Here is a 25,915-nt window from a genome sequence, read left to right on the forward strand (position 1 = left end):
TTTGATAAAATTTAGAAAATTACAGGGATAGGTGAAGAAAAGCAATGAAAAAAACTCATTACTTCATAGCGGTTCCATTAACGGATGGAGTTAAAAAAGAGTTAGCAACATGGAGTCGAAGCATAGCTTCGCAGTTTCCATTTCGTACGTGGGTACATCAAGAAGATTATCATCTCACGCTCGCTTTTCTAGGAGATGCTTCTAGTGAAAAGAGAAAAGCGGTTTGCGAAGCGATGAAAGCGATCGGGAAACAACATGCGCCATTTTCATTAGAATTAGAAAGAATAGGGGTCTTTGGCAACCCTCAGGCGCCACGCATTTTATGGAAGGGAGTGAAGCGAGAAGAAGGCTTGTTTGCGCTTCAACAAGACGTATACGAAGCGTGTAAACAGATTGGATTTATGCTCGATGACCGGCCCTTTGCTCCACATATTACAGTGGCCCGGAAGTGGCAAGGAGAAACAAACTTTTCATTAGAGGAGATTAGGTATGTTGACCGCGTTCAAGGCCATTTTGCCGTTGATCAAATCGTGCTTTATCAGACGCATCTTGATCGCGTGCCTAAATATGAAACAATCGCTACATTTCCCCTTATAGATGAGAAAGGAGAGGAAAAGTGAAGAGGGCAGTTGTTGTGATAGTGCAAGTTGCTGGGTTGTATGGAATATATTTATTTGGCACGTGGTTGCAACATCTTTTTCGTTTGCCAATTCCCGGGAGCATTATCGGGATGCTGCTATTGTTTGTGTTGTTAATGACGAACGTTGTGAAAGCACGGTGGCTTGAAGCGGGAGGGCAATTTTTATTGTCGTACCTGTCGCTTCTATTTGTCCCGGCAACAGTTGGAATAATCGATTACTTCTCGTTGTTTCGCGGCAGGGGGCTGCTATCTGTTATCGTTGTAGCGCTCAGCACGCTCGCTGTTATGGCAACAAGCGGCGCACTCGCCCAATGGGGAGCGCAAAAAGAACGTTCCGCTTCGTTTATTCAAAAAAATTCAAAGGGGATGCATGGGTAATGAAAAGCGCAATTGGATTTATTTTTTTGACCGTTGTTGTTTATCAAGCAATGAAACGGGTCTATGCGCGCTTTAATACTCCGCTTTTTTCCCCGATTGTCACGACGGCAAGTATCATTGTGGGCGTCCTTTTATTTCTACATCTTCCATACGCAACATATATGGAAGGGGGAAAATGGATCGGAAAACTTCTAGGTCCTGCGGTGGTGGCGCTCGCCTTTCCTTTGTATAACCAGCGTGAAACGCTAATGCGGCTTTTTATCCCGATCGTGCAAGCAGTGCTAGCCGGAGTAGTAATGGGAATTGCTAGCGGTGCATGTCTTTCACTTCTTTTTCGTGTTGATAAGATCCTATTACTTTCGCTCCTGCCTAAATCGGTGACTTCTCCGGTTGCTATGGATATTGCGAAGGAAATCAACGGCATTCCGTCATTGGCTGTTGTGTATGTAATGATTGCAGGAATTTTCGGTGCTCTATTTGGTCCTGCCCTATTGCGAACACTGAAGATCACAGATCCAATTGGCATCGGCATAGCGTTAGGGTGCGCTTCTCATGGAATCGGGACGGCGAAAGCACTTGAAATCGGAAAAGAGGAGGCGGCGATTAGCTCCATCGCGATGACGTTAAGCGCCGTTTTAGCTGCTTTTCTTTGTCCGCTGGTTGTTTCTGTTTTATTATAGAAACGAGAATGTTGAGTTCGGAGGGTGCTTGTGTGGGACAACTAATTAAACTGCAAGATTACATCTCAAGATATGAAAACGATGTGTATCGCTATGCAAGCGAATTTATTCGTCTTAAAAAAAAGCAATGGGAAAGAATAAAAGAAGAGTGGGAGAACGGGGAAACGAACGATGCTCCTATTGATTCTTCTTGGGAATGGCTTGAGGAGAAACGATCTGTTTTTCAAACCATCAGAGGATGGTTCAAGCGTTCCGAGGAGGAAAGGACGGACGAAGGGTTAAACAGCCAGGAAACATCTTGTGACGAAGACGAGTTTTTTTCATCGATGTTTGTGACAGAACCAAAAACAGTTGATGAATTGAAGCTCTTGTTTCTTGAAAAAGTGTTTGAATTGCAAATGAAATGGGCGAGCTCGACGCTAAAGCATGTATCGATCGTCGACAGAAAATTTTATTACGAAGAGCCGCTAAAATATTTTCTACAACGCTTCCCCGATACGTATTTATGTTTATATAAGCCTGTTTTCTTAGCAAAAAACGCTCCTGTCGAACTGGATACCGTGCTATTAAGTCCGTTGGCTACATGGTGTATCTCGTTTGCGGAGGGTGAAATTATTGTCGGTTCAACCGAACGGTTTTGGACAGAGATTGAGAAGAACGGTGAAAAGAAACGGATCAATCCGCTGATCTCGCTGCGCCGCACCGAAAAAATTATTTCTGATTTATATGACCGTTATGAAATTGAGTTGCCGATTAAAAAAGTGATCTTAAACCGATATGGATATATTGATTACCGCTATGCTCCGGGTGATGTGGAACTAATTGACAAGCGCTACTATGAACAATGGTTTTCTTCCTTGCGGAGCTCAACGGCTCCTCTAAAACATATGCAATTAAAAGCGGCTTCACATTTATTAAGGCATTGCTATAGCCATTATTATGAGCGGCAATGGCAGGAGGATGAACAATAGGAGGTGCTGCGTTGCTGACGGTTCACCGAACGTTCGAAGCGTATATAGATACGATGACAATAATTACGATATTAATGCCGAAATCATATTGCCCTGAAATCATCCAATCGTTTATTATTCAGAAGCCAAACGGAGAGCGGTGCGGCCTAAAAATAAACAAAAACGAAGACTTAGGTGCAAACATTAAATATGAGTGTTCTGTCGACTTTCCCATCGATATTGGAAAAGAGTATTTAATTTATGAAGAACGCGGGGCATTTACGGATTTGCAAATTGGTGCGGTCATTCGCACTCCTGAATTTGACGAGCAATTTTATTATAGCGGCAATGATCTTGGCATCACATATACACCGCATGCAACGACGTTTAAGCTCTGGGCGCCGACGGCAACGGAAGTAAAAATAAAGCTGCGTGACGCAGAGAAAGAAAAAGAAGAGCAGATTCCGCTTCAACGCATTGAAAACGGAGTGTGGATGGTCACAATTCCAGGTAACCTTGAAGGGATATATTATACGTATTTAGTATGTATAAATTTAGTGTGGCGCGAGGCGGTTGATCCGTATGCAGTCGCCGTTTCTGCTAATGGAGAGTATGGCGTGGTAGTGAATTTAGCGAAAACGCGTTTGCCGAAACCGGCGTTACCCCCGCTCTTGTCACCGACGGATGCCATTATTTACGAAATGCACATTCGCGATTTTACGATTCATCCACACAGCGGTGTTTCCTATAAAGGAATGTATTTAGGTTTAACGGAGCTTGGAACATTTGGACTGAACCGAACGGCTACCGGTCTTTCCTATTTGAAAGAGCTGAGGGTTACCCATGTGGAACTTCTGCCATTTAATGATTTTGCTGGAGTGGACGAACGGAATCCGGCAAAAGAATACAATTGGGGATATAACCCTCTTCATTACAACGCTCCAGAAGGGAGTTATGCAACAAATCCATTTGATCCATATGCCCGCATTTATGAGTTAAAGAAAGCAATTCGCGCATTGCAGACGAACGGGATTCGCGTCATTATGGATGCCGTTTATAATCATGTATACATTCGCGAACAATCCTCGTTTGAAAAAATTGTTCCTGGCTATTATTTTCGCCATGATGCGCACGGCATGCCGTCAAACGGAACTGGTGTCGGGAACGATCTTGCGTCTGAGCGAAAAATGGCGAGGAAATTTATTGTCGATTCCGTACGTTTTTGGATGGAGGAATATGGAGTTGATGGCTTCCGCTTTGATTTGATGGGCATTTTAGATATAGAAACAATGAAAGAAGTAGAAGCGGCTACCCGCGCTATCGATCCATCTGTCATTTTGTTGGGAGAAGGATGGGATTTACCGACTCCTTTGCCAGCAGATCGGAAAGCAACGATGCAAAATGCCGATCAGCTTCCGGGCATCGCTTACTTTAACGATCGGTTTCGCGACCATGTGAAGGGAAGTACGTTTGATTTATATGAACGCGGGTTCGCCCTTGGAAACGAAGCTCACCGCGAACAAACGAAACAAGCCATTAGAGGGAGCATAGGAAAGGACAAAGGACAGGGGCTTTTTCTACACCCAACGCAAACAATCAATTACGTGGAGTCACACGATAATCATACGCTTTGGGATAAAATGAGCGTTGCAAATCAGGGGGAAAGCGAGGCTGTTCGAAGAAAACGGCAAAAATTAGCGACTGCCATTGTTTTGCTGTCACAAGGAGTTCCGTTTTTGCATAGCGGCCAGGAATTTTACCGAACGAAACAAGGAATAGGAAATAGCTATAACGCTCCAGATGTTATCAATCAACTTGATTGGAGCCGAAAAAGTCAATATGAGGAAGATGTCCGATATGTGCAGGGGCTCATTCGATTGCGCAAATCTCATCGTGCGTTTCGGCTGGCGACGGCTGAGGAAATTGTGAAACATCTCGTATTCATTGAACCGTCACTTCCAACTGTGATTGCTTATCATCTGCGCAACGTCCAATCATATGGAGCATGGAGCGATATATTCGTTATTCATCATAATCAAGAAAAAGAGGAGCTTATTTCACTTCCAGATGGAGAAGCGTGGTATGTTCTATGCGACGAGAGACGTTGTGGAACCGTACCGTTATATTCCGTAAAAAAGGAAGTGTATGTCCGGGGGATCAGCACAGTTGTTCTCGTGAAAATGACTTACTTGACGAAAAAAGCAAATCACATATAAAATCTATTAAGACAGCTATTGTCTGAGTGGTGCTGTCTCTTATTTTTTATGAGTTGAAGGTGAACTTGCTTGGAACAGTTACTGGGAAAGGAGTGGGATATCACTCCTGCTGGTGGAACTACTGGAGATGCATATGTTGCTGAATATGAGGGACGAAAATTATTTTTAAAGCGCAACTCTTCCCCATTTCTTGCGGTATTGTCTGCGGAAGGGATCGTTCCGAAGCTCGTCTGGACAAAGCGGATGGAAAATGGGGACGTGATCACGGCTCAACAATGGCTGGACGGAAGAGAGTTAAAGCCTCATGATATGGGAAGTGAACAAGTAGCGAGTTTGCTTAAGAAAATTCATCGCTCGCAAGATTTGGTGGAAATGTTAAAGCGGTTAGGTAAAAAGCCTTTGTTGCCGCATGCGATGGTTGATAAGCTGCGCTTAATGTTAAACGAATGGAGTGGCGAGCCCCTGATAAAGGAAGCCTTTGTTTGGCTCGAGCGGCAGTTGCCTTTGCTTCGATGTGACGAGTTCGCTGTTTGTCATTGCGATATGAACCATAATAACTGGTTGCTTGCCGAGGATGGCCAACTGTATTTAATTGATTGGGACGGGGCGCTCATCGCTGACCCCGCCATTGATATTGGGATGCTTCTGTACTCTTATATTCCGAAAGACAAATGGGAAGAGTGGCTTCGCTTTTATGGGCTTGAATTAACCGATGATTTACGTACGCGAATGAAATGGTACGTTGTGATACAAACGTTATATACGATTATGTGGCAAAAAGAAAAGAAAGCAGAAAAACAAATGCAGCAATCGCTGCATTTCCTCGAAAAAGTGTTATCTTCTTAGGTTAGTTGATCGATCCATTCCGATAATTGCTGCTGATGTGAAGAAATGTGGGAATCCAAGTTTGGGCTGTACTTTCCAGCTTGTCCATAGTCATAAATAGAGGGAAGGACGTTTTTTACATGCATCCCAACTTGCTCATTGCCCATCAATGATTTTACGAGCCGTTCAATTTGCTCGCACTCCGAGACCGTACCGCAGCAATCGGTTTGATGATTTGATAAAATATCTTTCAAAACAGTCATTTGATGCTGATGATTTAAAGGCATACGCAATCATCCTTTTTTTCTTACTATACGCGAAACACATTTGTTTTATACGATGTTAGAACAGTCGTTCAAGCGGCTGTTTTTCTTTTTTATATTGCATACTGGATAGGATTCGTGATATCGTTGACAACGATGACAAAGAAATAGAGGTGTTATTGGTATGCGCTTGCGTAACAAACCTTGGGCAAAAGATAAAATTGCTGCTTATCCGCAATATGTCGTTCCAAATCCAGAGCAACATAAAGGAAAATGGAGCGAATTGTTTGGAAACAATAATCCAATTCATATTGAGATTGGAACGGGAAAAGGACAGTTTATTACAGGGATGGCAAAAGCGAATCCTCATATTAATTACATCGGAATTGAGCTTTATGAAAGCGTCATTGTGTCTGCTTTAGATAAATTAATTGAAAACGATTTGCCAAATTTAAGGCTGCTCAATGTCAATGCGAAAGACTTAACCGGCTTTTTTGCAGGTGGGGAAGTAGAGCGCATCTATTTGAATTTTTCGGACCCATGGCCGAAAAAGCGTCACGAAAAACGGCGTCTCACATACCGTTCATTTCTGGAATTGTATGAGCAAATATTAGTTGATGAAGGAGAAATTCATTTTAAGACGGACAACCAAGGCTTATTTGAATATTCGCTTGTTAGCTTCTCACAATACGGTTTGCTGTTAACGTATGTAAGTTTAGATCTTCATCAAAGTGATTTTGTCGGCAATATTATGACTGAGTATGAAGAAAAATTTGCGGCAAAAGGAAATCGAATTTACCGATGCGAAGTGAAATATCGAGCGAAAAATCGATAAGGCTGCCTGCACAGTAGCAAGGCGGCCTTTATTTTTTGTTTTCGAAATATTTATATAAATGGTACACTACTATATGAGGTGATGGGAAATGGAGCAACTGAAAGTAGGAGATGTGCAGATTACATGGTTAAACGGAGGGGTCACGCATTTAGACGGGGGAGCGATGTTTGGCGTTGTGCCGAAGCCGCTCTGGTCGAAAAAATATCCGTGCAATGACAACAATCAAATTGAATTGCGTACAGACCCGCTCTTGCTCCAAGTAGACGGCAAGAACCTGCTGATTGACTCGGGAATTGGAAACGGGAAGCTGTCCGATAAACAAAAGCGCAACTTTGGTGTGACAGAAGAGTCAAGCGTAGAGCAGTCGTTGCAAAAGTTAGGTTTAACTGTGCATGATATTGATTTTGTTTTAATGACGCATATGCATTTTGATCATGCTTGCGGTTTAACAAAGTGGGAAGAGGAAAGGCTCGTGTCCGTGTTCCCGAATGCGCAAATTTTCGTATCGCAGGTGGAATGGGATGAAATGAGGCAGCCGAATATTCGCTCGCGTAATACATATTGGAAAGAAAACTGGGAAGCCATCGCGGAACAAGTGGTGACTTTTGAAGAAAAAATCGAGGTCATTTCCGGTATTCAAATGGTTCATACGGGCGGCCATAGCGATGGGCATTCTGTCATTCTGATTGAGTCAAAAGGGGAAATGCTTGTCCATATGGGCGATTTAATGCCGACGCATGCCCATCAAAATGTGTTATGGGTGCTTGCATTCGATGATTACCCGATGACATCGATTTTTCAAAAGCAAAAATGGATTCCATATGCAGTTGAAAAGTGCGCGTGGCTTAGCTTTTATCACGACGCTTATTACCGGGCGCTTAAATGGGACGCAAACGGGGAAATGATTGCGAGCATCATGCGGGAACGCTAACGGGAAAAGGGCTCTCTCGATAAAGAGAGGCCTTTCTTTTCAAAGTTTCTTTGTTTCAATGATCGTTCCAGTATGTGCGTCCATAACGAATTCATACTGCTCCTCACCGCGGCAAATACCGCCTTTATATACTTTGTAGGCGATATTGTTTTTTTCATACGGTTCTGGATTTGTTTGAATCCATGAACCGCTGATTGGGGCCAAACGTTGAAAAGCGTCTTTCGCCAATGAGAGCGCTTTTTCTGATGAGATGATTTTGTTGTTGCGCGTTGATTGAATGGCATAGGCAACAGCAAATCCGACGAAAGCGCCCGCGATAAATTTTCTCCAGCTCATGTTTTTCCCTCCAATATAGTCATCTGTTATTTAGTATATCTAATTTTTCGAAACAATGTGGGAAAAGTGGAAAGTATCTCATTCGTTCGCTAAAATAAAAAGGGAGACAAGAAAAAGGGGTTAAGAATCAATGAACGTAGAAACGCTTCAGCTTTTTAAAACATTGACGGAATTGCCAGGGGCTCCCGGCAATGAACATGAGGTTCGCCGATTTATGCGAAAAGAGCTGCAAAAATACGCGGATGAAGTGGTACAAGACCGCCTCGGCGGCATTTTTGGAGTGAAGCACGGCAATGAAAACGGTCCCGTTGTCATGGTGGCAGGTCATATGGATGAGGTCGGCTTCATGGTCACTTCTATTACGAATAACGGAATGATTCGCTTTCAGCCGCTTGGCGGATGGTGGAATCAGGTGATGCTTGCACAGCGCGTCCAAATTATCACGGATCATGGTCCTGTCATCGGTGTCATCGGGTCGGTTCCGCCACACTTGCTCGGAGAAGAACAGCGAAACAAGCCGATGGAGATCAAAAATATGCTAATTGATGTAGGAGCGGATGATCGGGAAGATGCCAAACGGATGGGAATCCGGCCCGGTCAACAAATTGTGCCGATTTGTCCATTTACGCCAATGGAAAACCCGAAAAAAATTTTGGCGAAGGCATGGGACAATCGCTATGGTTGCGGGCTGGCGATTGAATTGTTAAAGGAATTGAAAGATGAAAAACTGCCGAATACATTGTATTCCGGAGCGACTGTTCAAGAGGAAGTCGGCTTGCGCGGCGCACAAACGGCGGCGTATATGATTAAGCCAGACATCTTTTTCGCCTTGGACGCAAGCCCAGCGAACGACATGACGGGAGACAAGAAAGAGTTCGGACATCTTGGAAAAGGGGCGCTCGTCCGCATTTACGACCGTTCGATGGTGACCCATCGCGGCATGCGCGAGTTTGTATTAGACACGGCGGAAACACATCGAATTCCTTATCAGTTTTTTATTTCTCCTGGCGGCACGGATGCAGGGCGCGTACATATCGCGAATAACGGTATCCCTTCCGCTGTAATTGGCATTTGTTCAAGGTATATTCATTCTCACGCTTCGATTATTCACGTTGACGATTACGCGGCTGCCAAGCAATTGCTGATCGAACTTGTAAAAAAATGCGACAAAGGGACGGTTGCGGCTATTCATCAAAATAGTTGATGAAAGGGGAGTCTTATGAGACTTCTCTTTTTTCCGTGAAAGGATGGGACAGCGTGATTAAAATTGCAGTCGGCACGATGAACCGCGCGAAAATCGCTGCTGTTGAGGCCGTTTTTTCTGATGAACGCTTTATGGTTGTTGCAACGGAAGCGGATTCGAACGTATCTTCCCAACCATTCTCCGACGAAGAGACGAGGGAAGGGGCGATCAATCGCGCGAAGCATGCGCTTATGAAAGAGAATGCAGATATTGGTATTGGACTTGAAGGCGGCGTCGTGCAAGCGATGGACGGGCTGTGGGTATGCAATTGGGGGGCGCTTGTGGACCGAAACGGCCTTGTCGTATCGGCAGGTGGCGCCCGTATCCCATTGCCAACGGAAGTCGCCGAAGGGGTGCTTGGCGGACAAGAGCTCGGCGATGTAATGGACGCGTATACTGGGACGCGCAACATTCGCCAAAAAGAAGGAGCGATCGGTGTCTTTACGAACGGATACGTTAACCGGACCGATATGTTTGCTCATATTGTCAAACTGTTAGCAGGACAGTATGAATTTTCATACAAAACGAATGCTTATGAGGAGGGAGATAAATGAAAACGATCGAAACGATAGCGCAGTATGAGGAAGTGAAAAATAGCCAAAAAGCCATTTTCGTTTTTTCGGCTGATTGGTGTCCGGACTGCCGGTTCATTGAGCCGTTTTTGCCGGAGATTGAACAAATGTTTTCTGATTATGGATTTTACCTTGTCGACCGCGACCAATTATTAGAAGTTTGCCAAGCTGAAAATGTTTTTGGCATCCCTAGCTTTATCGCATATGAAAATGGCCGGGAGCTTGGCCGTTTTGTCAGCAAAGATCGCAAAACGAAAGAAGAGATTGAGCAATTTATTCAAGGGTTGCAGCGAGGAAAGTAAATATGAAAATGGACAGCAAAAAAATGCGGAGGGAAATCGAGAAAAGATTAGCGCGGGACGGCTGGACGTTTCACTTTGATAGTAAAAAAGACACGCTGCGCATTGAGGATGAGCGGACAAAAAAAGGAGTCACTGTTTCGCTGCCTGGCATTATCGCGAAATGGGAAGAAAAAAAAGATGAAGCGATTCAAGAGGTTGTTTATTACATCGAGCAGGCGCTGCAAACGATGCACGAAGAACAAACGTTATCTGGCAAAGAAAAGGACATTTATCCCGTTATTCGCTCCACTTCATTTCCGACAGAAACGAGCGAAGGCATTCCGCTTATTTACGACGAACATACAGCGGAAACGCGGATTTATTATGCACTTGATTTAGGAAATACGTATCGCCTTATTGACAAAAAGCTTGTCGAGCAGGAAAATTGGGATGTTCACCGAATCAAGGAAATCGCCCGCTTTAATGTCCGTTCTCTAGAGGTACCTGTCAAAGAGGATACGGTGGCGGGAAATATCTTTTATTTTGTCAACACGAACGATGGATATGACGCAAGCCGGATATTAAACGAACCGTTTTTAGAGAAGTTTTCAAAAAATATAAAAGGAACGATGGCACTTGCAGTACCGCATCAAGATGTTCTTGTGATTGCTGATATCCGCAATGAAACAGGCTACGATGTATTGGCGCAGTTGACGATGAGCTTTTTTGCCAGCGGCCGCGTGCCGATCACAGCTCTGTCGTTTTTGTATGAAGACGGTGAACTCGAACCGATTTTTATATTAGGCAAGCGTCGAGGCAAATAGCAAAATGAAAGGAAGGAAAGCAATGAACGTATTTTATAATCGTGATGGAATCGGCGATGTATTGCTCATTTCTTTAAAACCAATTAATTCTGAAACTCGCTTGTTCGAGAAAAAGGGAGATATTGTCCGTATTTTTGATGAAACAACAAATGAGACAGCAGGCTATAACATTTTTAATATTTCTAGTTATTATGCAATCGGCGAGACTGGAACGGTTGAAGTAAATGATGAGTTGGTTGCAGCCATTAATGAATTGTTGGAGAAAAACGGTTTTGAAAAAATTACAGCTGATTTTTCACCAAAGTTTGTCGTTGGATATGTTAAGGAAAAGCAAAAACATCCAAATGCCGACAAACTAAGCGTATGCCAGGTGGACGTTGGAGCGGAAGTGCTGCAAATTGTATGCGGAGCACCGAATGTAGAAGCGGGGCAAAAAGTTGTGGTCGCAAAAATCGGTGCCGTCATGCCGAGCGGTCTTGTCATTAAAGAAGCAGAATTGCGCGGAGTTCCTTCATACGGCATGATTTGCTCGGCACGGGAGCTTGAATTGCCAAATGCTCCACAAGAAAAGGGGATTCTTGTATTATCAGATAGCTATGAAGTTGGCCAACCTTTTACGAAGTAATTCAATTTGTCCGGTCACTAGAAACACTTCTAGTGACTTTTTTTTTATAATTGGTAAAATAGAGAGTTGAAAAGAGAATAGAAAGAGTGAAATGTATATGAAATGGCTAAAACGGCTTGTTCGCTATTTGTTTCAAGATGAGGAGAGAGAGCAGCCAATTCGCGAGGAAAGTCCAAAAAGGGAAAGGAAGTCCCCAGACTTAGACGTTAGAGTAACATATCAATACCCGACTGGGAAGTTTCGCTTTCCTATCATTCCTGATGAATCGTTGCCACAGCGTGAAAAAGGTGCGCGTGCAACTTACGAAAACGAAAGGACAACTATTGACGATTCGCCGGAGGAAAGGAGACCTTTTCGTCCTTCAGAAGTACCGTCTCCGATTTACGGTTATAAGGAGCGCCCGAGGCATGAGCCAACGCTTGAGGAAAGGGCGGTTTCGCAGCAATCGGATGTTCTGGTTGATAAAGAAGAGCAACGCCTAATAGATTTATCGTTAAATGAAGAGCAACAACCGGCAGAACAGGTATCTATTTCTTGGGGAGAACAAGAAATAGAGGAATATGAAGCGCGGCAAGAGGAACAAGCAATCACTGAACATGCCCAACCGCTAGAGACGGAGCGCGTTTTCCAAGAAGCAGGCTATCAGGAAGAAACAGCGATATCGCTAGTAGAGACAGAAGAACAACAAACTGCGCCAGTCGAACCTAGAGAGCAGAAAAAAGAAGCGATAAGCACTGAATTGCCACGAGAGAATAAAGAAGGCGGGAAGCGTGAAGCGAGCGTTTCGGTCAAGCCGACTTCGCCGCGCATCCCGTATAACGTGATGATGCTTAAACAAGATCGAAAGAAATGGGAAGAAAGAAAAAAACGGGAAGAAAAAGCTTGCGGATATCGTTTTCCATCGATTGAACTGCTGCAACCCCCATTTGAACAACAAGGTGATGATCGACAGTGGATCGAAAAACAGCGCGAGCAGCTTAATGAAACATTTAAAAATTTTAATGTTGGTGCGAAAGTTGTACACGTAACACAAGGTCCAACCGTGACAAGGTTTGAAGTGCAGCCTGCTCCAGGAGTAAAAGTGAATAAAATCACTAGTTTATCAGATGATATAAAGCTCAGTTTAGCGGCAAAAGACATTCGTATCGAGGCGCCGATCCCTGGAAAAAGCACGATTGGGATCGAGGTGCCGAACGCCAAAAGCAGGCCGGTATTCATTCGGGAAATTTTGCAGAGCGAGGAGTTTCGAGCAAGCACTTCACCTTTGACAGTGGCGCTTGGACTTGATTTATCCGGTGCGCCTATTGTAACAGATTTGAAAAAAATGCCGCACGGACTCATCGCGGGGGCAACCGGCTCAGGAAAAAGCGTATGCATCAATGCAATGCTTGTAAGTCTTCTTTATAAGGCAGCCCCTCATGAGGTAAAGCTGTTATTGATTGATCCAAAAATGGTAGAGCTTGCACCATATAATCACATTCCTCACCTCGTGAGCCCTGTAATTACAGATGTCAAAGCAGCGACCGGGGCGTTGAAATGGGCTGTTGAAGAGATGGAACGCCGCTATGAATTGTTTGCGCATGCTGGCGTGCGGGATATTCAAAAGTATAATGAACTTGTGAAAAAAGAGGAAACACCGGAACATTATCTTCCATATATTGTGATTGTGATTGACGAACTTGCTGACTTAATGATGGTCGCTCCGGCAGACGTTGAAGAAGCCATTTGCCGCATCGCACAAAAGGCAAGGGCTTGCGGCATTCACCTGATTGTAGCGACACAGCGTCCGTCCGTCGATGTCATTACTGGCTTAATTAAAGCTAACATTCCGACAAGAATTGCTTTTTCTGTTTCGTCGCAAATCGATTCAAGAACAATCATTGATACAAACGGGGCAGAAAAGCTGCTCGGACGCGGGGATATGCTGTTTTTGGAGAATGGTACATCGAAAACGGTGCGCATACAAGGAAACTTTGTGTCTGACGAGGAGATTGAGCGTGTAGTAACACATGTCAAAGCACAAATGTCTCCTTCCTATTTATTTGAACAAGACGATTTTTTAAAGCAGAGCCCTTTGTCTAATGACGGGGACGAGTTGTTCTATGAGGCATGTGAATTTGTCGTTCAGCAAGGAGGCGCATCGACCTCTAGCTTGCAACGGCGCTTTCGTATCGGCTATAATCGTGCAGCGCGGCTTATTGAAATGATGGAAGAGCAAGGCATCATTTCTGAAGCGCGCGGCAGCAAACCGCGTGATGTGTTGATTACGGAAGAGGAATTAGCAAATCTGCAAGAAACGAGCATGATGTGATGTGCTCGATATGAAGAAGCAAGAAAGGTGTCAGTGAAATTAAAGTAGGCGAGGGAACAAGAAATGAAGGAAATTGAATTAAAATTACAAGGAAAAATTAAGCGGTTAACCAACAAAACGTTTAAATTTGATGAACGGATTCGTGATGGCTGGTTTTCCGCTGTATACTTTTTAAAAACGAGGGAGATTGTAAAGGAATTTTGTCCGAATAACATTGTTACAATGCAGTTTTTTCAAAAAGAGCATGCTGTATTATGTGGAACGGATGAAGTGATTGCACTTGTGAAAACATTTGCGGATGAGCCAGAAAAATTAGAAATTTATTCATTAAAAGATGGGGATAAAATTAGCCCGTTTGAAACGGTGCTTACAATTACAGGTCCTTATCAAAATTTCGGGTATTTGGAAGGAATTATTGACGGTATTTTAGCGCGGCGGACGTCGGTAGCGACCAACGTCTATAATGTGGTCAAAGCCGCGGCGCTTTCCGGTGTGCAAAAACCGATTATTTTCATGGGGGATCGTGACGATCACTATACGCAACAAGCAGGGGACGGTTATGCCGCATTTATTGGCGGATCAACAGCGCAGGCAACCCACGCAATGAATGAATGGTGGGGCAAGCAAGGGATGGGAACAATGCCCCATGCGCTCATTCAACTGTTCGATGGCGATGTCGTAGCGGCAGCTAAAGCATATTATGCGAAATATCCGGAGGATGATTTAATTGTACTTGTTGATTACAATAACGACTGTATTACGGACGCGCTTCGCGTGGCAAGAGAATTTGGCGATCGATTGAAGGGAGTGCGCGTTGACACGTCCCGCACAATGATTGACCAATATTTTATCCGCCATCCGGAAGTGCTAGGTACATTTGATCCTCGCGGCGTGAATCCTCCGCTCATCTTTGCCTTGCGCGAGGCGTTGGACCGTGAAGGATTCCATCACGTCAAAATCGTAGTGAGCGGCGGTTTTAACGAGCAGCGCATTATCGAGTTTGAGAAGCAGGGTGTCCCTGTCGATATGTATGGAGTGGGAAGCAGCCTGTTGAAAATTCATATCGGCTTTACTGGTGATAACGTATTGCTTAACGGAAAACACCAAGCAAAGGCGGGACGAAGATACAGACCGAATCCCCGTTTAGAAAAAGTAGATTAATCATCAATACAATATTGGTTAAAAGGGAAAACTGATAGAGAAAGGCTATCAGTTTTCTTTTTCGTCATAGTCTTTAGCTAAAAACAATGATATAATGATGAAATGTGAGAATACATATGGCGTGTAAATGGCAAATGCAGATGAACATCATATACTGTGTTACAAAGAATGTGCTGCTACTCATATGAATCAAGAAAGGGAGAAGCGGCAATGAAGGTTTGAACCGAGCCGACCAGCGTGATGAACTATAAAAACGATTTGGTTGATTGTCATTGCGCAAAGGCTCAGAGACAGACGATTGTTGGAGGTCTTCGATATGACTGTTTACCATTTCGTTGGAATTAAAGGAACAGGAATGAGCGCATTAGCACAAATTCTTCATGATATGAAGTATACTGTTCAAGGTTCAGATGTGGAGAAACGCTTTTTTACGCAAAAAGCGTTGGAAGAGCGGGGAATTCCTATTTTTCCGTTTAACAGAGAAAATATTCGGCCAGGCTATACAGTTATTGCTGGGAACGCATTTCCAGATAACCATGAGGAAATTCAAGCAGCGCATGAGTTGGGAGTACCAGTCATTCGCTATCATCGGTTTCTAGGTGATTTTTTGCAAAAATTCACAAGCATTGCGGTCACCGGAGCCCACGGGAAAACGTCGACAACTGGATTGCTTGCCCATGTGATGCAAGGGGCGGAGCCGACATCGTATCTCATTGGCGATGGAACGGGAAAAGGGATCGAAGGAAGCAAATATTTTGTCTTTGAAGCTTGTGAATATCGTCGACATTTCTTATCCTATTTTCCAGATTATGCTATAATGACGAATATTGATTTTGATCATCCAGATTATTTTGCCAATATTGATGATGTATTTGCCGCATTTCAAGAAATGGCGATGCAAGTAAAAAAAGGCATTATCGCTTGCGGAGACGATGATTATTTGCAAAAAATTCAAGCGAAAGTGCCTGTATTGTTCTACGGCTTTGGTGAGGACAACGATTTTCAGGCTCGCAATATCGTCAAAACGACAGAAGGAACGTCGTTTGATGTGTTTGTCCGCAATACGTTTTTTGCTTCGTTTGAGATTCCGCGCTTTGGCGACCATAACGTACTAAACGCGCTTGCGGTGATTGCGCTTTGCCATTATGAAGAGATGGATGTCCATATTATTCAAGAGCGGCTAAAAACGTTTGAAGGAGTTAAGCGGCGCTTTAGTGAAAAGCAGATTGGCGATCAAATTATCATTGACGACTATGCACATCACCCGCGGGAAATTGTTGCAACAATTGATGCGGCAAGACAAAAATATCCGGACAGAGAGATTGTGGCTATCTTCCAGCCACATACGTATACGCGTACGCAAACATTTTTGCGGGAATTTGCTGAAAGCTTGCAGCTAGCAGACCAAGTATACTTATGCGATATCTTTGGTTCAGCGCGGGAGCATCATGGTCAATTGTCCATTCACGATTTGCAGGAGAAAATTCCAAACGCTCGTCTCATTAAGGAAGAAGATACGTCTGTATTGAAACAGCACTCAAATGCTGTGTTGGTTTTCATGGGAGCAGGCGACATTCAAAAGTTTCAACAAGCGTACGAAGAGACGGTGCATTCATAACACCAAGGAGCGCTACCTTGGTGTTTTTCTTTTGAAAAAAAGAGCCGATGTATACGCATCGACTCTTTTGCTTTTGTTATTTTAAGTTTTCAGGGTTAAGCGGTTCAAGTTCTGGAATGACGAAACGACCGTCCTTGCGGATTAACACTCCATCAAAGTAAATTTCGCCGCCGCCATATTCCGGACGCTGAATCATGACCATGTCCCAATGAATATTGGAGTGATTGCCATTATACGCGTCGTCATAGCATTGTCCCGGTGTAAAGTGAAAGCTTCCATCAATCTTTTCATCAAATAAGATATCTTGCATTGGATGCTGAATATATGGATTGACACCGATGGCAAATTCACCGATATAGCGAGCTCCTTCGTCTGTGTCAAAAATCTGGTTAATTCGCTCTGTGTCGTTGGCTGTTGCTTCGATAATTTTTCCATCTTTAAATGTTAATTTGACATTTTCAAACGTAAAGCCATGATATGGGGACGGTGTATTGAATGTAATCGTTCCATTGACAGAGTCACGAACAGGAGCTGTATATACTTCGCCATCTGGAATATTCATTTGTCCGGAACATTTAATGGCCGGAATGTCTTTAATTGAGAACGATAAATCGGTTCCTGGACCGGTAATGCGAACTTGATCGGTTTTATTCATTAAGGCGACAAGGGCGTCCATCGCTTGATCCATCTTGCTGTAGTCGAGATTGCAGACGTTAAAGTAAAAGTCTTCAAACGCTTCCGTGCTCATTTTCGCAAGCTGCGCCATTGAAGGGTTCGGATAGCGAAGCACAACCCATTTTGTTTTTGGCACGCGAATATCACGATGTACTTTCTTTCCAATCGTCTGACCATGAAGTTTCATTTTGTCGTCAGGAATATCAGCAAACTCGTTAATGTTATCACCTGAACGCAAACCGATATAGGCATCCATTTGCGACATGACATTCGCTTCAAAGTCAGCCATCATTTGAAATTGCTCTTCTTGCGCACCAAGAAGCAGCGCGCGGTCGATTTGATGATCTTTTAATGATACAAACGGATATCCCCCGGCAGCGTATGCTTCGCGGATAAGGGCAATAACAAGTTCACGCTGCAGTCCGAAGTTTTCAATTAGTACTTTCTCGCCTTTTTGCAGGCGAATAGAATAGTGAATGAGCGTTTTTGCTAATTGTTCAATACGTGGATCTTTCATTGATATAGCCTCCAATTTCAGAAATGTATGTATAGCTTTATTGTAACCAAATTCACTTAATTGTTGAATGAATGCGATGGGAGGAATTTGTCGATTCAAAGTCGAATCATTTGTATCGAGTATCATTTTTGCTGCTCATCAAAGTTGCAACGAGGAGGAAAAGGTGTGAAAATTATTTTATACTTAAGCGTAGCACTGATCGCCATTGCTTTTTTTATTTTAACCATGTACTTAGTCAAGACGTTAAAAACGGTTCAAGGAACGCTAGAAAGTTTGACAAAGACGATTGAAGGAATGGAAAAACAAATTAACGAGATTGGCAAGGAAACGGCACAATTGCTGCACAAAACGAACGTTGCTGCCGATCATGTACAGAAAAAAATGGAAAGCTTAACTATGCTATTTGATGCGGTAAAGCAAGTAGGTGCTACCGTTCAGATGTTTAATGATTCTCTATCGAGAAAATTAACAGCGAATGAACAAAAAGTTGCTCAAGCAGTGCAATGGGGAAATGCTTTTTTAGAAATATGGGAAAAATGGAAAGGAAGAAGAAAAAAAGTATAGAGGAGGGCGTTCGAAATGTCAAAAAATAATGGTGGCTTTTTATTTGGCGCAATTATTGGAGGAGTTGTTGGTGCAGCCACAGCGATGTTTTTAACGAGTGAAAAAGGGAAGAAGTTGATTGCTGAACTGAATGAAAACGATAATTTAGAACCGATTAAGACGAAGGCAACGGAATGGTTAAGCATTGCCAAGGAAAAAACGAAGGAAGTAGCGAAATTTACTTCGCCGACTAAAGAATCGCCGCAGATGAATTCCATTCCAGAAGAAAATGAACAAATTGCTCAAGAAGCGGCGTCTATTCCGCTTCCGATTAACAATAATAAAGAAACAATTGAAAAATTGTTGAAAGAGGCAGAAGCAGCATTGAATGATGCGGAACAAAAACGACATTCAGGCGAAACGGAGTGAGGATGATGGGGAAACAAAAACTTGAGACGATAGAGCAGTTCCAGCAAGTTGTCAACGAAAAAGACCGTTTTCTATTTATCAAACACAGCTTAACATGTCCGATTAGCCAAGCGGCGTTTCACGAATATGAAAAATTCGTAGCGGATCATCCGGAAATAGAGACGTATTATTTGTTTGTCCAGGAGGCGCGTCCTCTTTCGAACTACATTGCAGAAACGTTCGGGGTCAAACACGAATCCCCGCAGGCATTGCTGTTTGAAAATGGCTCTGTAACATGGCACACATCGCATTGGAACATTACATACGATGCTTTGCAATCCCATAAAAACTAATTGACATCGCTTGATTCCTAGCTTTTCTGCCGTAGTCGGCGAAGCAGTGCTTCGCCGACTGGGCATGCTTGGCATGACCTCCTCGAACAACGAACGCTTTGCGGGCAATGGTATTTGCCCGCTAGCGTTCTTGTTCGAGAGAAGCGGCAGAAAAGCTTGTGTTTAGCCGGTACCATTCTACATTTTTTTAGTAAAATAATGGATCATCAGCACTTGTGCTTTGCAAAGAAAAATAAAGGGCTGAACCCGAAAACTGGGGTTCAACCCTTTTATTTTACTTCCTCGTTTGCTTGCTCCCACACAATTTGTAGCTCGTCTCCTGGTGCAAGCGGCTCATAAAATGCTACGCGTTCTCCGTTTCGCAATAATGTGAAAGAAGAGGATGACGATGGGATATCGATGTGCACATAATTAAACAAGTCTTGAAAGATAAACGGCTCGATCTTTTTTTCAATTACTTCAAGAGTGGCTCCATTTTCAATGATGTCATCTTCTTTCAGTAATTTCCCTTGATAATAAAGTTCCGCTGCTGGTTTCGAAAGAGTAATGATCTCTCCATTAAAACGTACAGGAATGGAGTGAATCAGACGCATGCGCTTTACTTCGGCCAATTGGCGGACGGTCGGCGCCTTCCGGCTTATGATTTCAATCACATCACCGTCTTCAAAGCTAGATGACGGCTTTGCTTCAATGTGGTTTTTGTAAATCATGCCGGAAAATTGTTTCACCTCAACGGGCAGTCCGTTGACGTAAACTGTAAATGGCTTCGCTTGCTCAAGCCAATTGGAAAGGTGAAGGGCAGCAAACAGCTCTTCAATAGTTTCCGGCATGTCTATTGTAATGACATCACGATCATTCACCTCGTTATCGAGTGAAGCGATTTGTCCATTTTGGTATACAGTTGCCTCTATTTGGTATGCTTCGCCATTAATAGTTACCGTTTTACGCGGCAATTCGTCAATCAAATCTTTTAACTGAATGGATGCGGATTCCCCGTCTTTTCCTTTTTCGACGACAATTTGATCGCCATCTTGAATTGGGGTATCTAAAGAAGCAGGAATACCATTTTTAATAATAAGAGGCGGCTGTCCGTATGTACCTGGAACGGTGACCGTTTGTTCATTGACGGTAACAACAAGGGCCATTCCTGGCTTTCCATATAATTTATGAAGGGAGATGCCGCTAGCCAGCAAACAATCCCCAACCGTTAATTGTTTCATATCAAATAGCCGGAACGGCTGATTATTTACGTAAACACTGACATATTGAATAGGATTCTGTTTGGAAGCGATCGCGATTCCAATCGGCGTGACAAGTTCAGGTCCTTGCAATGACATTTCTTGTGTGATCGTCAATTTTTGAATCGCTTCCACACCGCGAATGGCTACGCGATTATCCGGCAGCTGAAGTTTTTGCGCCAGCCGTTTCGGAAGTTCTGGCGTCAAGCTGCCGCCGCCGACCAACATGACTGCTTTCGGAGGCTTCCCGCCGTTTAGCGACAAGATTTCTTCGCTGATAGCGTCAGCAAGGCGATCGACCGCATCAGAAATGGCAGCAATCATGTCATCGCGCCGCACTTCTGCTTCAAATCCTAGAATATCCGTAATTGTCACCGTTTCATTTGTCGACAGTTCCCGTTTTGCTTTTTCTGCTAGAGGGAAATCGAGCAAATATTGATCAGAAATCGCCTCGGTAATTTCATCGCCAGCAATCGGCACCATTCCATAGGCAACGACGGTGCCGAGATCGGTGATAGCAATATCGGAAGTTCCTGCGCCAATATCGACGAGCGCCACGTTTAATCGCCGCATTGTTGGCGGGATCAACACATTAATGGCTGCGATCGGTTCAAGCGTCAATGCTTCCATTTCGAGGTTGGCGCGCTTTAGGGCGGCAAGAAGGGACTCAACGACGAGTTTTGGTAAAAACGTGGCGATGACTTCGACGGTGGCTTCTGTCCCCTGCTGGTCTATCAAACTTCCGATTTCTTGTCCATCAATTTTATAGTTTACAACAGAGTAACCTACACAATAATAACGATGGCTTTGTTCTTGCTTTTTTGCTGCGAGCTTCACTTGCGCCTGCTGTACGGCGCTTAGTTCTAAATGTGCCACATCCTCTTTTGTAATCATCGGTTTTCCGGCGATCCAAATCGCTGCTTCGGCTCGCTCGGTCTTTAACGCTCTTCCTGCGGCCGCGACCGATACGCGCTTTAAAGTTCCGTACTTTCGTTCTAATTCCTCTTTGATTTCGACGATGACTTTAGCGACGGCCGGCACGTCATGAATTTGCCCGTCAAGCATGGCTCGTTCACCGTGTTCTTTAACGATCATATTTAAAACTTGATATTCACCGTCTTTTTCCTGTAAAATAACTCCAACAACCGAGCGAGTTCCGATATCCAGTGCAAAAATCGATGATTCATTGTTCACGGACAATTCACCTTCTTTAAAAAGTGGTCATACGCTACTTTATCACTTGAAAGCGTTTAATCGTTAAAGTTTTATGATGACAATTGTATCCATTTGCATTATAATAATGTCTAATTACTAGAAATGTATCATATTTTTCCGTTTTTATAAACTAAGAAAGGATGAGAAAGCATGAGCAATGAAAGACTAGATGAGCTGCGAGCAAGAGTAGATGAAGTGAATTTGCAGATTTTGAAATTGATTAACGAACGGGGACGGCTTGTTCAGGAAATTGGAAAAATTAAAGAGACGCAAGGAACGTATCGGTATGATCCTGTTCGTGAACGAAAAATGCTTGATTTAATTTTAAAGCATAACGACGGCCCGTTTGAAACGGCAACATTAAAACACATTTTCAAGGAAATTTTTAAAGCAGGGCTCGAACTGCAAGAAGATGATCATCGCAAAGCGTTGCTTGTTTCACGCAAGAAAAAGCCGGAGAATACGATTGTCGATGTAAAAGGCGAAAAGATTGGTGATGGCAAACAGTATTTCGTCATGGGGCCGTGCGCGGTAGAAAGCTATGAGCAAGTTGCAGCAGTGGCTGAGGCGGTAAAAAAACAAGGATTGAAGTTGTTGCGCGGCGGGGCATATAAACCGCGGACATCTCCATACGATTTCCAAGGACTAGGTTTGGAAGGATTGAAAATTTTAAAGCGTGTGGCGGATGAGTACGATTTAGCAGTCATTAGTGAAATCGTCACGCCGGCCGATATCGAGATGGCGCTCGATTACATCGACGTCATTCAAATTGGCGCGCGCAATATGCAAAACTTTGAGTTGTTGAAAGCGGCTGGTCAAGTGAATAAGCCTGTATTGTTGAAGCGCGGTTTAGCTGCAACGATCGAGGAATTTATTAACGCTGCAGAATACATTATGTCGCAAGGAAATGATCAAATCATCCTTTGCGAACGTGGAATTCGCACGTATGAGCGGGCAACAAGAAATACGCTTGATATTTCCGCTGTACCGATTTTAAAGAAAGAAACGCACTTGCCGGTATTTGTTGATGTAACTCATTCAACTGGAAGACGCGACTTGTTACTTCCTTGTGCGAAAGCAGCATTGGCAATTGGTGCGGATGGCGTGATGGCCGAAGTGCATCCAGATCCTGCAGTGGCGCTATCCGACTCGGCTCAGCAGATGGATATTGACCAATTTAACGAGTTCATGGCAGAATTAAAGGCATTTCAAGGCCAAATGGTAAAAGCTTAACGGGAGTCACCCTTCCATCAATTCAGAAATGTGATGATGGAAGGGTCTTTTATTTTTAAAAAGATGAAAACATTTGCAAATTATTTGCCAAGACGTTGCGATTGTTCCATAATGTATCGTATGATATTTCTAACATAAATTAGGCAAGACTTGCTGTCATAGGAAAATAGATAGAAACGTTGTAAGAGGAGTGGAACAAAATGAATGTAACAATCTATGATGTAGCGCGAGAAGCGAACGTGTCGATGGCGACTGTTTCGCGCGTAGTAAATGGAAATCCGAATGTGAAACCATCAACAAGAAAAAAAGTATTAGAAGCGATCGAACGGTTAGGTTACCGCCCGAACGCCGTAGCACGGGGGCTTGCCAGCAAGAAGACGACAACGGTTGGCGTCATCATCCCTGATATTTCTAGTATCTTTTTTGCGGAATTAGCTCGCGGAATCGAAGATATTGCGACAATGTACAAATATAATATTATTTTAAGCAACTCCGATCAAAATAAAGAAAAAGAGCTTCATTTGCTTAACACGATGCTTGCGAAACAGGTCGATGGAATTGTGTTTATGGGTGGAAACATTACACATGAGCATGTAAGCGAATTTCAGAAATCGCCAGTGCCGATTGTATTGGCGGCAACGATTGAGCAAAACGAAGCAATTCCGTCTGTTAACATTGACTATGAACAAGCAGCGTTTGAAGCGGTGAACCATCTGCTTGACAAAGGACATACGCGCATTGCATATGTTACAGGTCCAGCGGATGATCCAGTGAATCAAAAGAAATTGTCAGGATATCGCCGCGCCTTTACAGAGCGGGGATTAGCCTATGACGAAGCCCTTGTAATTGAGGGCGATTATTCGTATGATTCCGGAATTGAAGCATATGAGAAGATGATGGAGCTTGAAAACAAACCGACCGCTGTATTCGCTGGAACGGATGAAATGGCTTTAGGTGTCATCCACGGGGCACAGGATCATGGGATTCATGTTCCGGAACAAATTGAGGTAGTAGGTTTCGACAATACAAGGCTTGCCACAATGGTGCGTCCACGCTTAACAACAGTTGTTCAGCCGATGTACGATATCGGCGCAGTGGCGATGCGTTTACTGACTAAGTATATGAACAAAGAGAGCGTTGAAAATCATATCGTCGTGTTGCCGCATCGAATTGAGTACCGCGAATCGACGAAATAAAAAAGCCTATGATTTCATAGGCTTTTTTTCGTATTTTGCCGCTGGCTGCGGATCGGATAGAGCGCTTTTTCTACTGCTTTTGCGTTTTTCTCAGCAATTTCTGCTTTGCGCGGAATTGGAGGGTATAATCCCTTAGGATCATCCCATTCAAGCGGTAGCGGAACAGGAGAATGCGGCTGCCACTTGTCGAGCCACGCTTTCGGAAGATTGCCTGAAATGTTCGATTGTTCAGTCATTTGAAGCCAGATGAGCGCCCAGGCACGCGGCACAACCCGCCAAATATCGTAACCTCCTCCGCCTACGGCAACCCAGCGGCCGCTGCAGTACTCATGGGCGATTTCATGGGCTATTTTCGGGATTTCACGGTATGTTTTCATCGTTACAGATAAATGGGTAAGCGGATCATAATAATGGGCATCAGCCCCGTTTTGCGTCAAAATAATATCGGGTTTAAAAAAATCAGCAATTTCGCGAAATGCCTGTGTATAAGCATCGAGCCACGATTCATCCTCGGTAAATGCGTCCACAGGAATATTGAATGAAAAGCCGTACCCTTTTCCTTGCCCGCGTTCCGTTACATTTCCAGTACCCGGGAATAGATAACGCCCCGTTTCATGAATGGAAAACGTACAAACGTTTGGATCGTCATAAAAAGCCCATTGCACTCCGTCTCCGTGGTGTGCATCTGTATCTACATATAGCACGCGAAGTCCATATCGTTTTTGCATGTACTTAATGGCTACTGCGCTATCGTTATAAATGCAGAATCCCGAAGCTTTGCCGCGAAAACCGTGATGAAGCCCCCCTCCCAAGCTTAGAGCATGTTCGGCTTTTCCTGACAACACGTAATCAACAGCAGTTAGTGTAGCTCCTACTAAAAGAGCGCTTGCTTCATGCATATTTGGAAAAATAGGAGTGTCTTCTGTTCCAAGCCCGTAATTTAGCGCCACATCTTCTGATAACTGCTTCTTTCCTGCTGCTTTGACTGCTTCAACATAGGCGCGATCATGAATTAATTCGAGTTCTTCGTCTGTGGCAACGCGGGGAGGAACAATCTGTTCGTCCTTTAATGCATTGATTTCACGCAACAAATCATAAGTAAGCGTGACCCGCAGTTGGTTAAAAGGGTGTGTATCGTTAAACTTATACATTTGCAAATCATCTGAATACACGAATACACAGTCCTGCTTCATGATGAAACCTCCGGTAAGCTCGGCCATAGCACTGTGTAGCCCGCATTTTTTAAATCCGAGATAATTCCGATAGGGTTCATGGTCTGGATGCGAAATACAAGAATTTTATAGTGTTCGTCTTGATCCGGGTAGACGAGAACGCTTGAAATGTTAATGTTTCTTTTTCCGAAAATGGCGGCTACTTCGCTTAGTATGCCGCTTAAATTGGGGACTTTAACCTCGATTTGGGAACTAGGTTGGTGGGCCCCCGTCAACTGGACGAGTGTATGCAGCAAGTCTGTCTCTGTAATGATGCCAATTAGTTTTCCATCTTTCACAATTGGCAGGCAGCTAATGCGATGTTCAAAAAATAAAGCGGCAACTTCCTCAACAAAATCGAGAGGATGGCCCGTAATCACATCCGTTTTCATGATCGTACTCACAGGTTTTTGCAAGTCTTCTAGGCGATCGGCTACATGAAAAATGGATGGGCTCGCATCGCGAATATCACGATCGGTTACAAGACCTATTAAACAATTGTCATCATCAACAATTGGAATATGACGGATATGCTGCTGCTTTAGCAATTGCGCCGCTTCCGCAATCGTATTGTATGGCTGAAGCGTAGTGACATTCGTTTTCATGATTTGCTCGACAATCATTCCTCATCCCCCTT

27 protein-coding genes are annotated in these 25,915 nt (G+C 43.7%); 21 read left to right on the forward strand and 6 right to left on the reverse strand.

The features are described from left to right. The first annotated feature begins 44 nt into the window (after positions 1–44). The 6 genes from thpR (at position 45) to N667_RS0110925 (ending at position 5,710) form a co-directional block, all read left to right on the forward strand. Complete coding sequence (gene thpR / locus N667_RS0110900) at positions 45–620, forward strand: RNA 2',3'-cyclic phosphodiesterase (protein WP_027409603.1); 576 nt, start codon at positions 45–47, stop codon at positions 618–620. Next, positions 617–1,018, forward strand: a complete 402-nt coding sequence (locus N667_RS18605) for a CidA/LrgA family protein (protein WP_035098766.1) — start codon at positions 617–619, stop codon at positions 1,016–1,018. The genes thpR and N667_RS18605 overlap by 4 nt, the downstream gene beginning before the upstream one ends. Continuing rightward, the gene (locus tag N667_RS0110910; RefSeq protein ID WP_027409604.1) at positions 1,018–1,698 is read left to right on the forward strand and encodes an LrgB family protein; all 681 of its coding nucleotides are present in this window, start codon (positions 1,018–1,020) and stop codon (positions 1,696–1,698) included. The genes N667_RS18605 and N667_RS0110910 overlap by 1 nt, the downstream gene beginning before the upstream one ends. 32 nt (positions 1,699–1,730) lie before the next feature. Beyond that, a complete protein-coding gene (locus N667_RS0110915) occupies positions 1,731–2,669 on the forward strand; it encodes an NERD domain-containing protein (RefSeq protein WP_027409605.1) in 939 nt (312 codons plus the stop codon). A gap of 11 nt (positions 2,670–2,680) precedes the next feature. Beyond that, complete coding sequence (gene pulA / locus N667_RS0110920; RefSeq protein ID WP_027409606.1) at positions 2,681–4,864, forward strand: type I pullulanase; 2,184 nt, start codon at positions 2,681–2,683, stop codon at positions 4,862–4,864. A gap of 69 nt (positions 4,865–4,933) precedes the next feature. Further along, entirely contained in the window at positions 4,934–5,710 is a 777-nt protein-coding gene (locus N667_RS0110925; protein ID WP_027409607.1) for a phosphotransferase family protein, read from the forward strand. Here N667_RS0110925 and N667_RS0110930 read toward each other — a convergent pair. Next, complete coding sequence (locus N667_RS0110930) at positions 5,707–5,976, reverse strand: YtzH-like family protein (protein WP_027409608.1); 270 nt, start codon at positions 5,974–5,976, stop codon at positions 5,707–5,709. The two genes, N667_RS0110925 and N667_RS0110930, sit on opposite strands and share 4 nt — an antisense overlap. Before the next feature lie 160 nt (positions 5,977–6,136). Here N667_RS0110930 and trmB point away from each other — a divergent pair, with 160 nt between their 5' ends. Both trmB and N667_RS0110940 read left to right on the forward strand, forming a co-directional pair. Beyond that, on the forward strand, positions 6,137–6,787 hold the full coding sequence (gene trmB / locus N667_RS0110935) for a tRNA (guanosine(46)-N7)-methyltransferase TrmB (protein ID WP_027409609.1): 651 nt from the start codon (positions 6,137–6,139) through the stop codon (positions 6,785–6,787). An 88-nt stretch (positions 6,788–6,875) separates the two neighbouring features. Further along, on the forward strand, positions 6,876–7,718 hold the full coding sequence (locus tag N667_RS0110940; RefSeq protein ID WP_027409610.1) for an MBL fold metallo-hydrolase: 843 nt from the start codon (positions 6,876–6,878) through the stop codon (positions 7,716–7,718). Between the two features lie 39 nt (positions 7,719–7,757). On the opposite strand, the gene N667_RS0110945 is transcribed toward N667_RS0110940, so the two are convergent. Continuing rightward, entirely contained in the window at positions 7,758–8,054 is a 297-nt protein-coding gene (locus N667_RS0110945) for a PepSY domain-containing protein (protein WP_027409611.1), read from the reverse strand. A gap of 130 nt (positions 8,055–8,184) precedes the next feature. On the opposite strand from N667_RS0110945, the gene N667_RS0110950 reads away from it, so the two are divergent. The 8 genes from N667_RS0110950 (at position 8,185) to murC (ending at position 16,689) form a co-directional block, all read left to right on the forward strand. Next, a complete protein-coding gene (locus N667_RS0110950) occupies positions 8,185–9,258 on the forward strand; it encodes a M42 family metallopeptidase (protein WP_027409612.1) in 1,074 nt (357 codons plus the stop codon). Between the two features lie 56 nt (positions 9,259–9,314). Beyond that, a complete protein-coding gene (locus N667_RS0110955; protein WP_027409613.1) occupies positions 9,315–9,851 on the forward strand; it encodes a DUF84 family protein in 537 nt (178 codons plus the stop codon). Beyond that, the gene (locus tag N667_RS0110960; protein WP_027409614.1) at positions 9,848–10,171 is read left to right on the forward strand and encodes a thioredoxin family protein; all 324 of its coding nucleotides are present in this window, start codon (positions 9,848–9,850) and stop codon (positions 10,169–10,171) included. Before N667_RS0110955 ends, N667_RS0110960 begins: the two co-directional genes overlap by 4 nt. Positions 10,172–10,179: 8 nt before the next feature. Beyond that, positions 10,180–10,974: a DUF1444 domain-containing protein gene (locus tag N667_RS0110965; protein ID WP_027409615.1), complete on the forward strand. Its 795-nt coding sequence runs from the start codon at positions 10,180–10,182 to the stop codon at positions 10,972–10,974. A 22-nt stretch (positions 10,975–10,996) separates the two neighbouring features. After that, positions 10,997–11,599 carry a YtpR family tRNA-binding protein gene (gene ytpR / locus N667_RS0110970; RefSeq protein WP_027409616.1) on the forward strand — a complete coding sequence of 201 codons (603 nt, stop codon included), beginning with the start codon at positions 10,997–10,999 and terminating at the stop codon, positions 11,597–11,599. Between the two features lie 97 nt (positions 11,600–11,696). Continuing rightward, the gene (locus N667_RS0110975) at positions 11,697–13,910 is read left to right on the forward strand and encodes a DNA translocase FtsK (protein ID WP_027409617.1); all 2,214 of its coding nucleotides are present in this window, start codon (positions 11,697–11,699) and stop codon (positions 13,908–13,910) included. Between the two features lie 63 nt (positions 13,911–13,973). Continuing rightward, entirely contained in the window at positions 13,974–15,071 is a 1,098-nt protein-coding gene (locus N667_RS0110980) for a nicotinate phosphoribosyltransferase (protein ID WP_027409618.1), read from the forward strand. Between the two features lie 316 nt (positions 15,072–15,387). After that, positions 15,388–16,689 carry a UDP-N-acetylmuramate--L-alanine ligase gene (gene murC, locus N667_RS0110985; protein WP_027409619.1) on the forward strand — a complete coding sequence of 434 codons (1,302 nt, stop codon included), beginning with the start codon at positions 15,388–15,390 and terminating at the stop codon, positions 16,687–16,689. A 76-nt stretch (positions 16,690–16,765) separates the two neighbouring features. Here murC and N667_RS0110990 read toward each other — a convergent pair whose 3' ends face one another. Further along, positions 16,766–17,881, reverse strand: a complete 1,116-nt coding sequence (locus N667_RS0110990) for an aminopeptidase (RefSeq protein ID WP_027409620.1) — start codon at positions 17,879–17,881, stop codon at positions 16,766–16,768. Positions 17,882–18,046: 165 nt separating this feature from the next. On the opposite strand from N667_RS0110990, the gene N667_RS0110995 reads away from it, so the two are divergent. Genes N667_RS0110995 through ytxJ form a run of 3 tightly spaced genes read left to right on the forward strand, consistent with a single transcriptional unit; the run spans position 18,047 to position 19,185 of the window. Next, on the forward strand, positions 18,047–18,445 hold the full coding sequence (locus N667_RS0110995; protein ID WP_027409621.1) for a DUF948 domain-containing protein: 399 nt from the start codon (positions 18,047–18,049) through the stop codon (positions 18,443–18,445). A 15-nt stretch (positions 18,446–18,460) separates the two neighbouring features. After that, on the forward strand, positions 18,461–18,853 hold the full coding sequence (locus tag N667_RS0111000; protein ID WP_027409622.1) for a YtxH domain-containing protein: 393 nt from the start codon (positions 18,461–18,463) through the stop codon (positions 18,851–18,853). Between the two features lie 5 nt (positions 18,854–18,858). Further along, positions 18,859–19,185, forward strand: coding sequence for a bacillithiol system redox-active protein YtxJ (gene ytxJ / locus N667_RS0111005; RefSeq protein WP_027409623.1), 327 nt, complete (start codon positions 18,859–18,861; stop codon positions 19,183–19,185). 269 nt (positions 19,186–19,454) lie between these two features. Here the strand turns inward: ytxJ and N667_RS0111010 are convergent, their stop codons facing one another. Beyond that, on the reverse strand, positions 19,455–21,617 hold the full coding sequence (locus tag N667_RS0111010; protein WP_027409624.1) for a cell division protein FtsA: 2,163 nt from the start codon (positions 21,615–21,617) through the stop codon (positions 19,455–19,457). A gap of 171 nt (positions 21,618–21,788) precedes the next feature. Here N667_RS0111010 and N667_RS0111015 point away from each other — a divergent pair, with 171 nt between their 5' ends. Both N667_RS0111015 and ccpA read left to right on the forward strand, forming a co-directional pair. After that, the gene (locus tag N667_RS0111015) at positions 21,789–22,871 is read left to right on the forward strand and encodes a bifunctional 3-deoxy-7-phosphoheptulonate synthase/chorismate mutase (RefSeq protein WP_027409625.1); all 1,083 of its coding nucleotides are present in this window, start codon (positions 21,789–21,791) and stop codon (positions 22,869–22,871) included. 200 nt (positions 22,872–23,071) lie between these two features. Beyond that, positions 23,072–24,067 carry a catabolite control protein A gene (gene ccpA / locus N667_RS0111020; RefSeq protein ID WP_027409626.1) on the forward strand — a complete coding sequence of 332 codons (996 nt, stop codon included), beginning with the start codon at positions 23,072–23,074 and terminating at the stop codon, positions 24,065–24,067. A gap of 14 nt (positions 24,068–24,081) precedes the next feature. On the opposite strand, the gene N667_RS0111025 is transcribed toward ccpA, so the two are convergent. Then, the gene (locus N667_RS0111025; RefSeq protein WP_027409627.1) at positions 24,082–25,260 is read right to left on the reverse strand and encodes an acetoin utilization protein AcuC; all 1,179 of its coding nucleotides are present in this window, start codon (positions 25,258–25,260) and stop codon (positions 24,082–24,084) included. Next, a complete protein-coding gene (locus N667_RS0111030; protein ID WP_027409628.1) occupies positions 25,257–25,901 on the reverse strand; it encodes an acetoin utilization AcuB family protein in 645 nt (214 codons plus the stop codon). Before N667_RS0111030 ends, N667_RS0111025 begins: the two co-directional genes overlap by 4 nt. Between the last annotated feature and the right edge of the window lie 14 nt (positions 25,902–25,915).

Origin of the sequence: Anoxybacillus tepidamans PS2 (genome assembly GCF_000620165.1) — a bacterium.
In the GTDB taxonomy this organism is placed as follows: Bacteria; Bacillota; Bacilli; order Bacillales; family Anoxybacillaceae; genus Anoxybacteroides; species Anoxybacteroides tepidamans_A.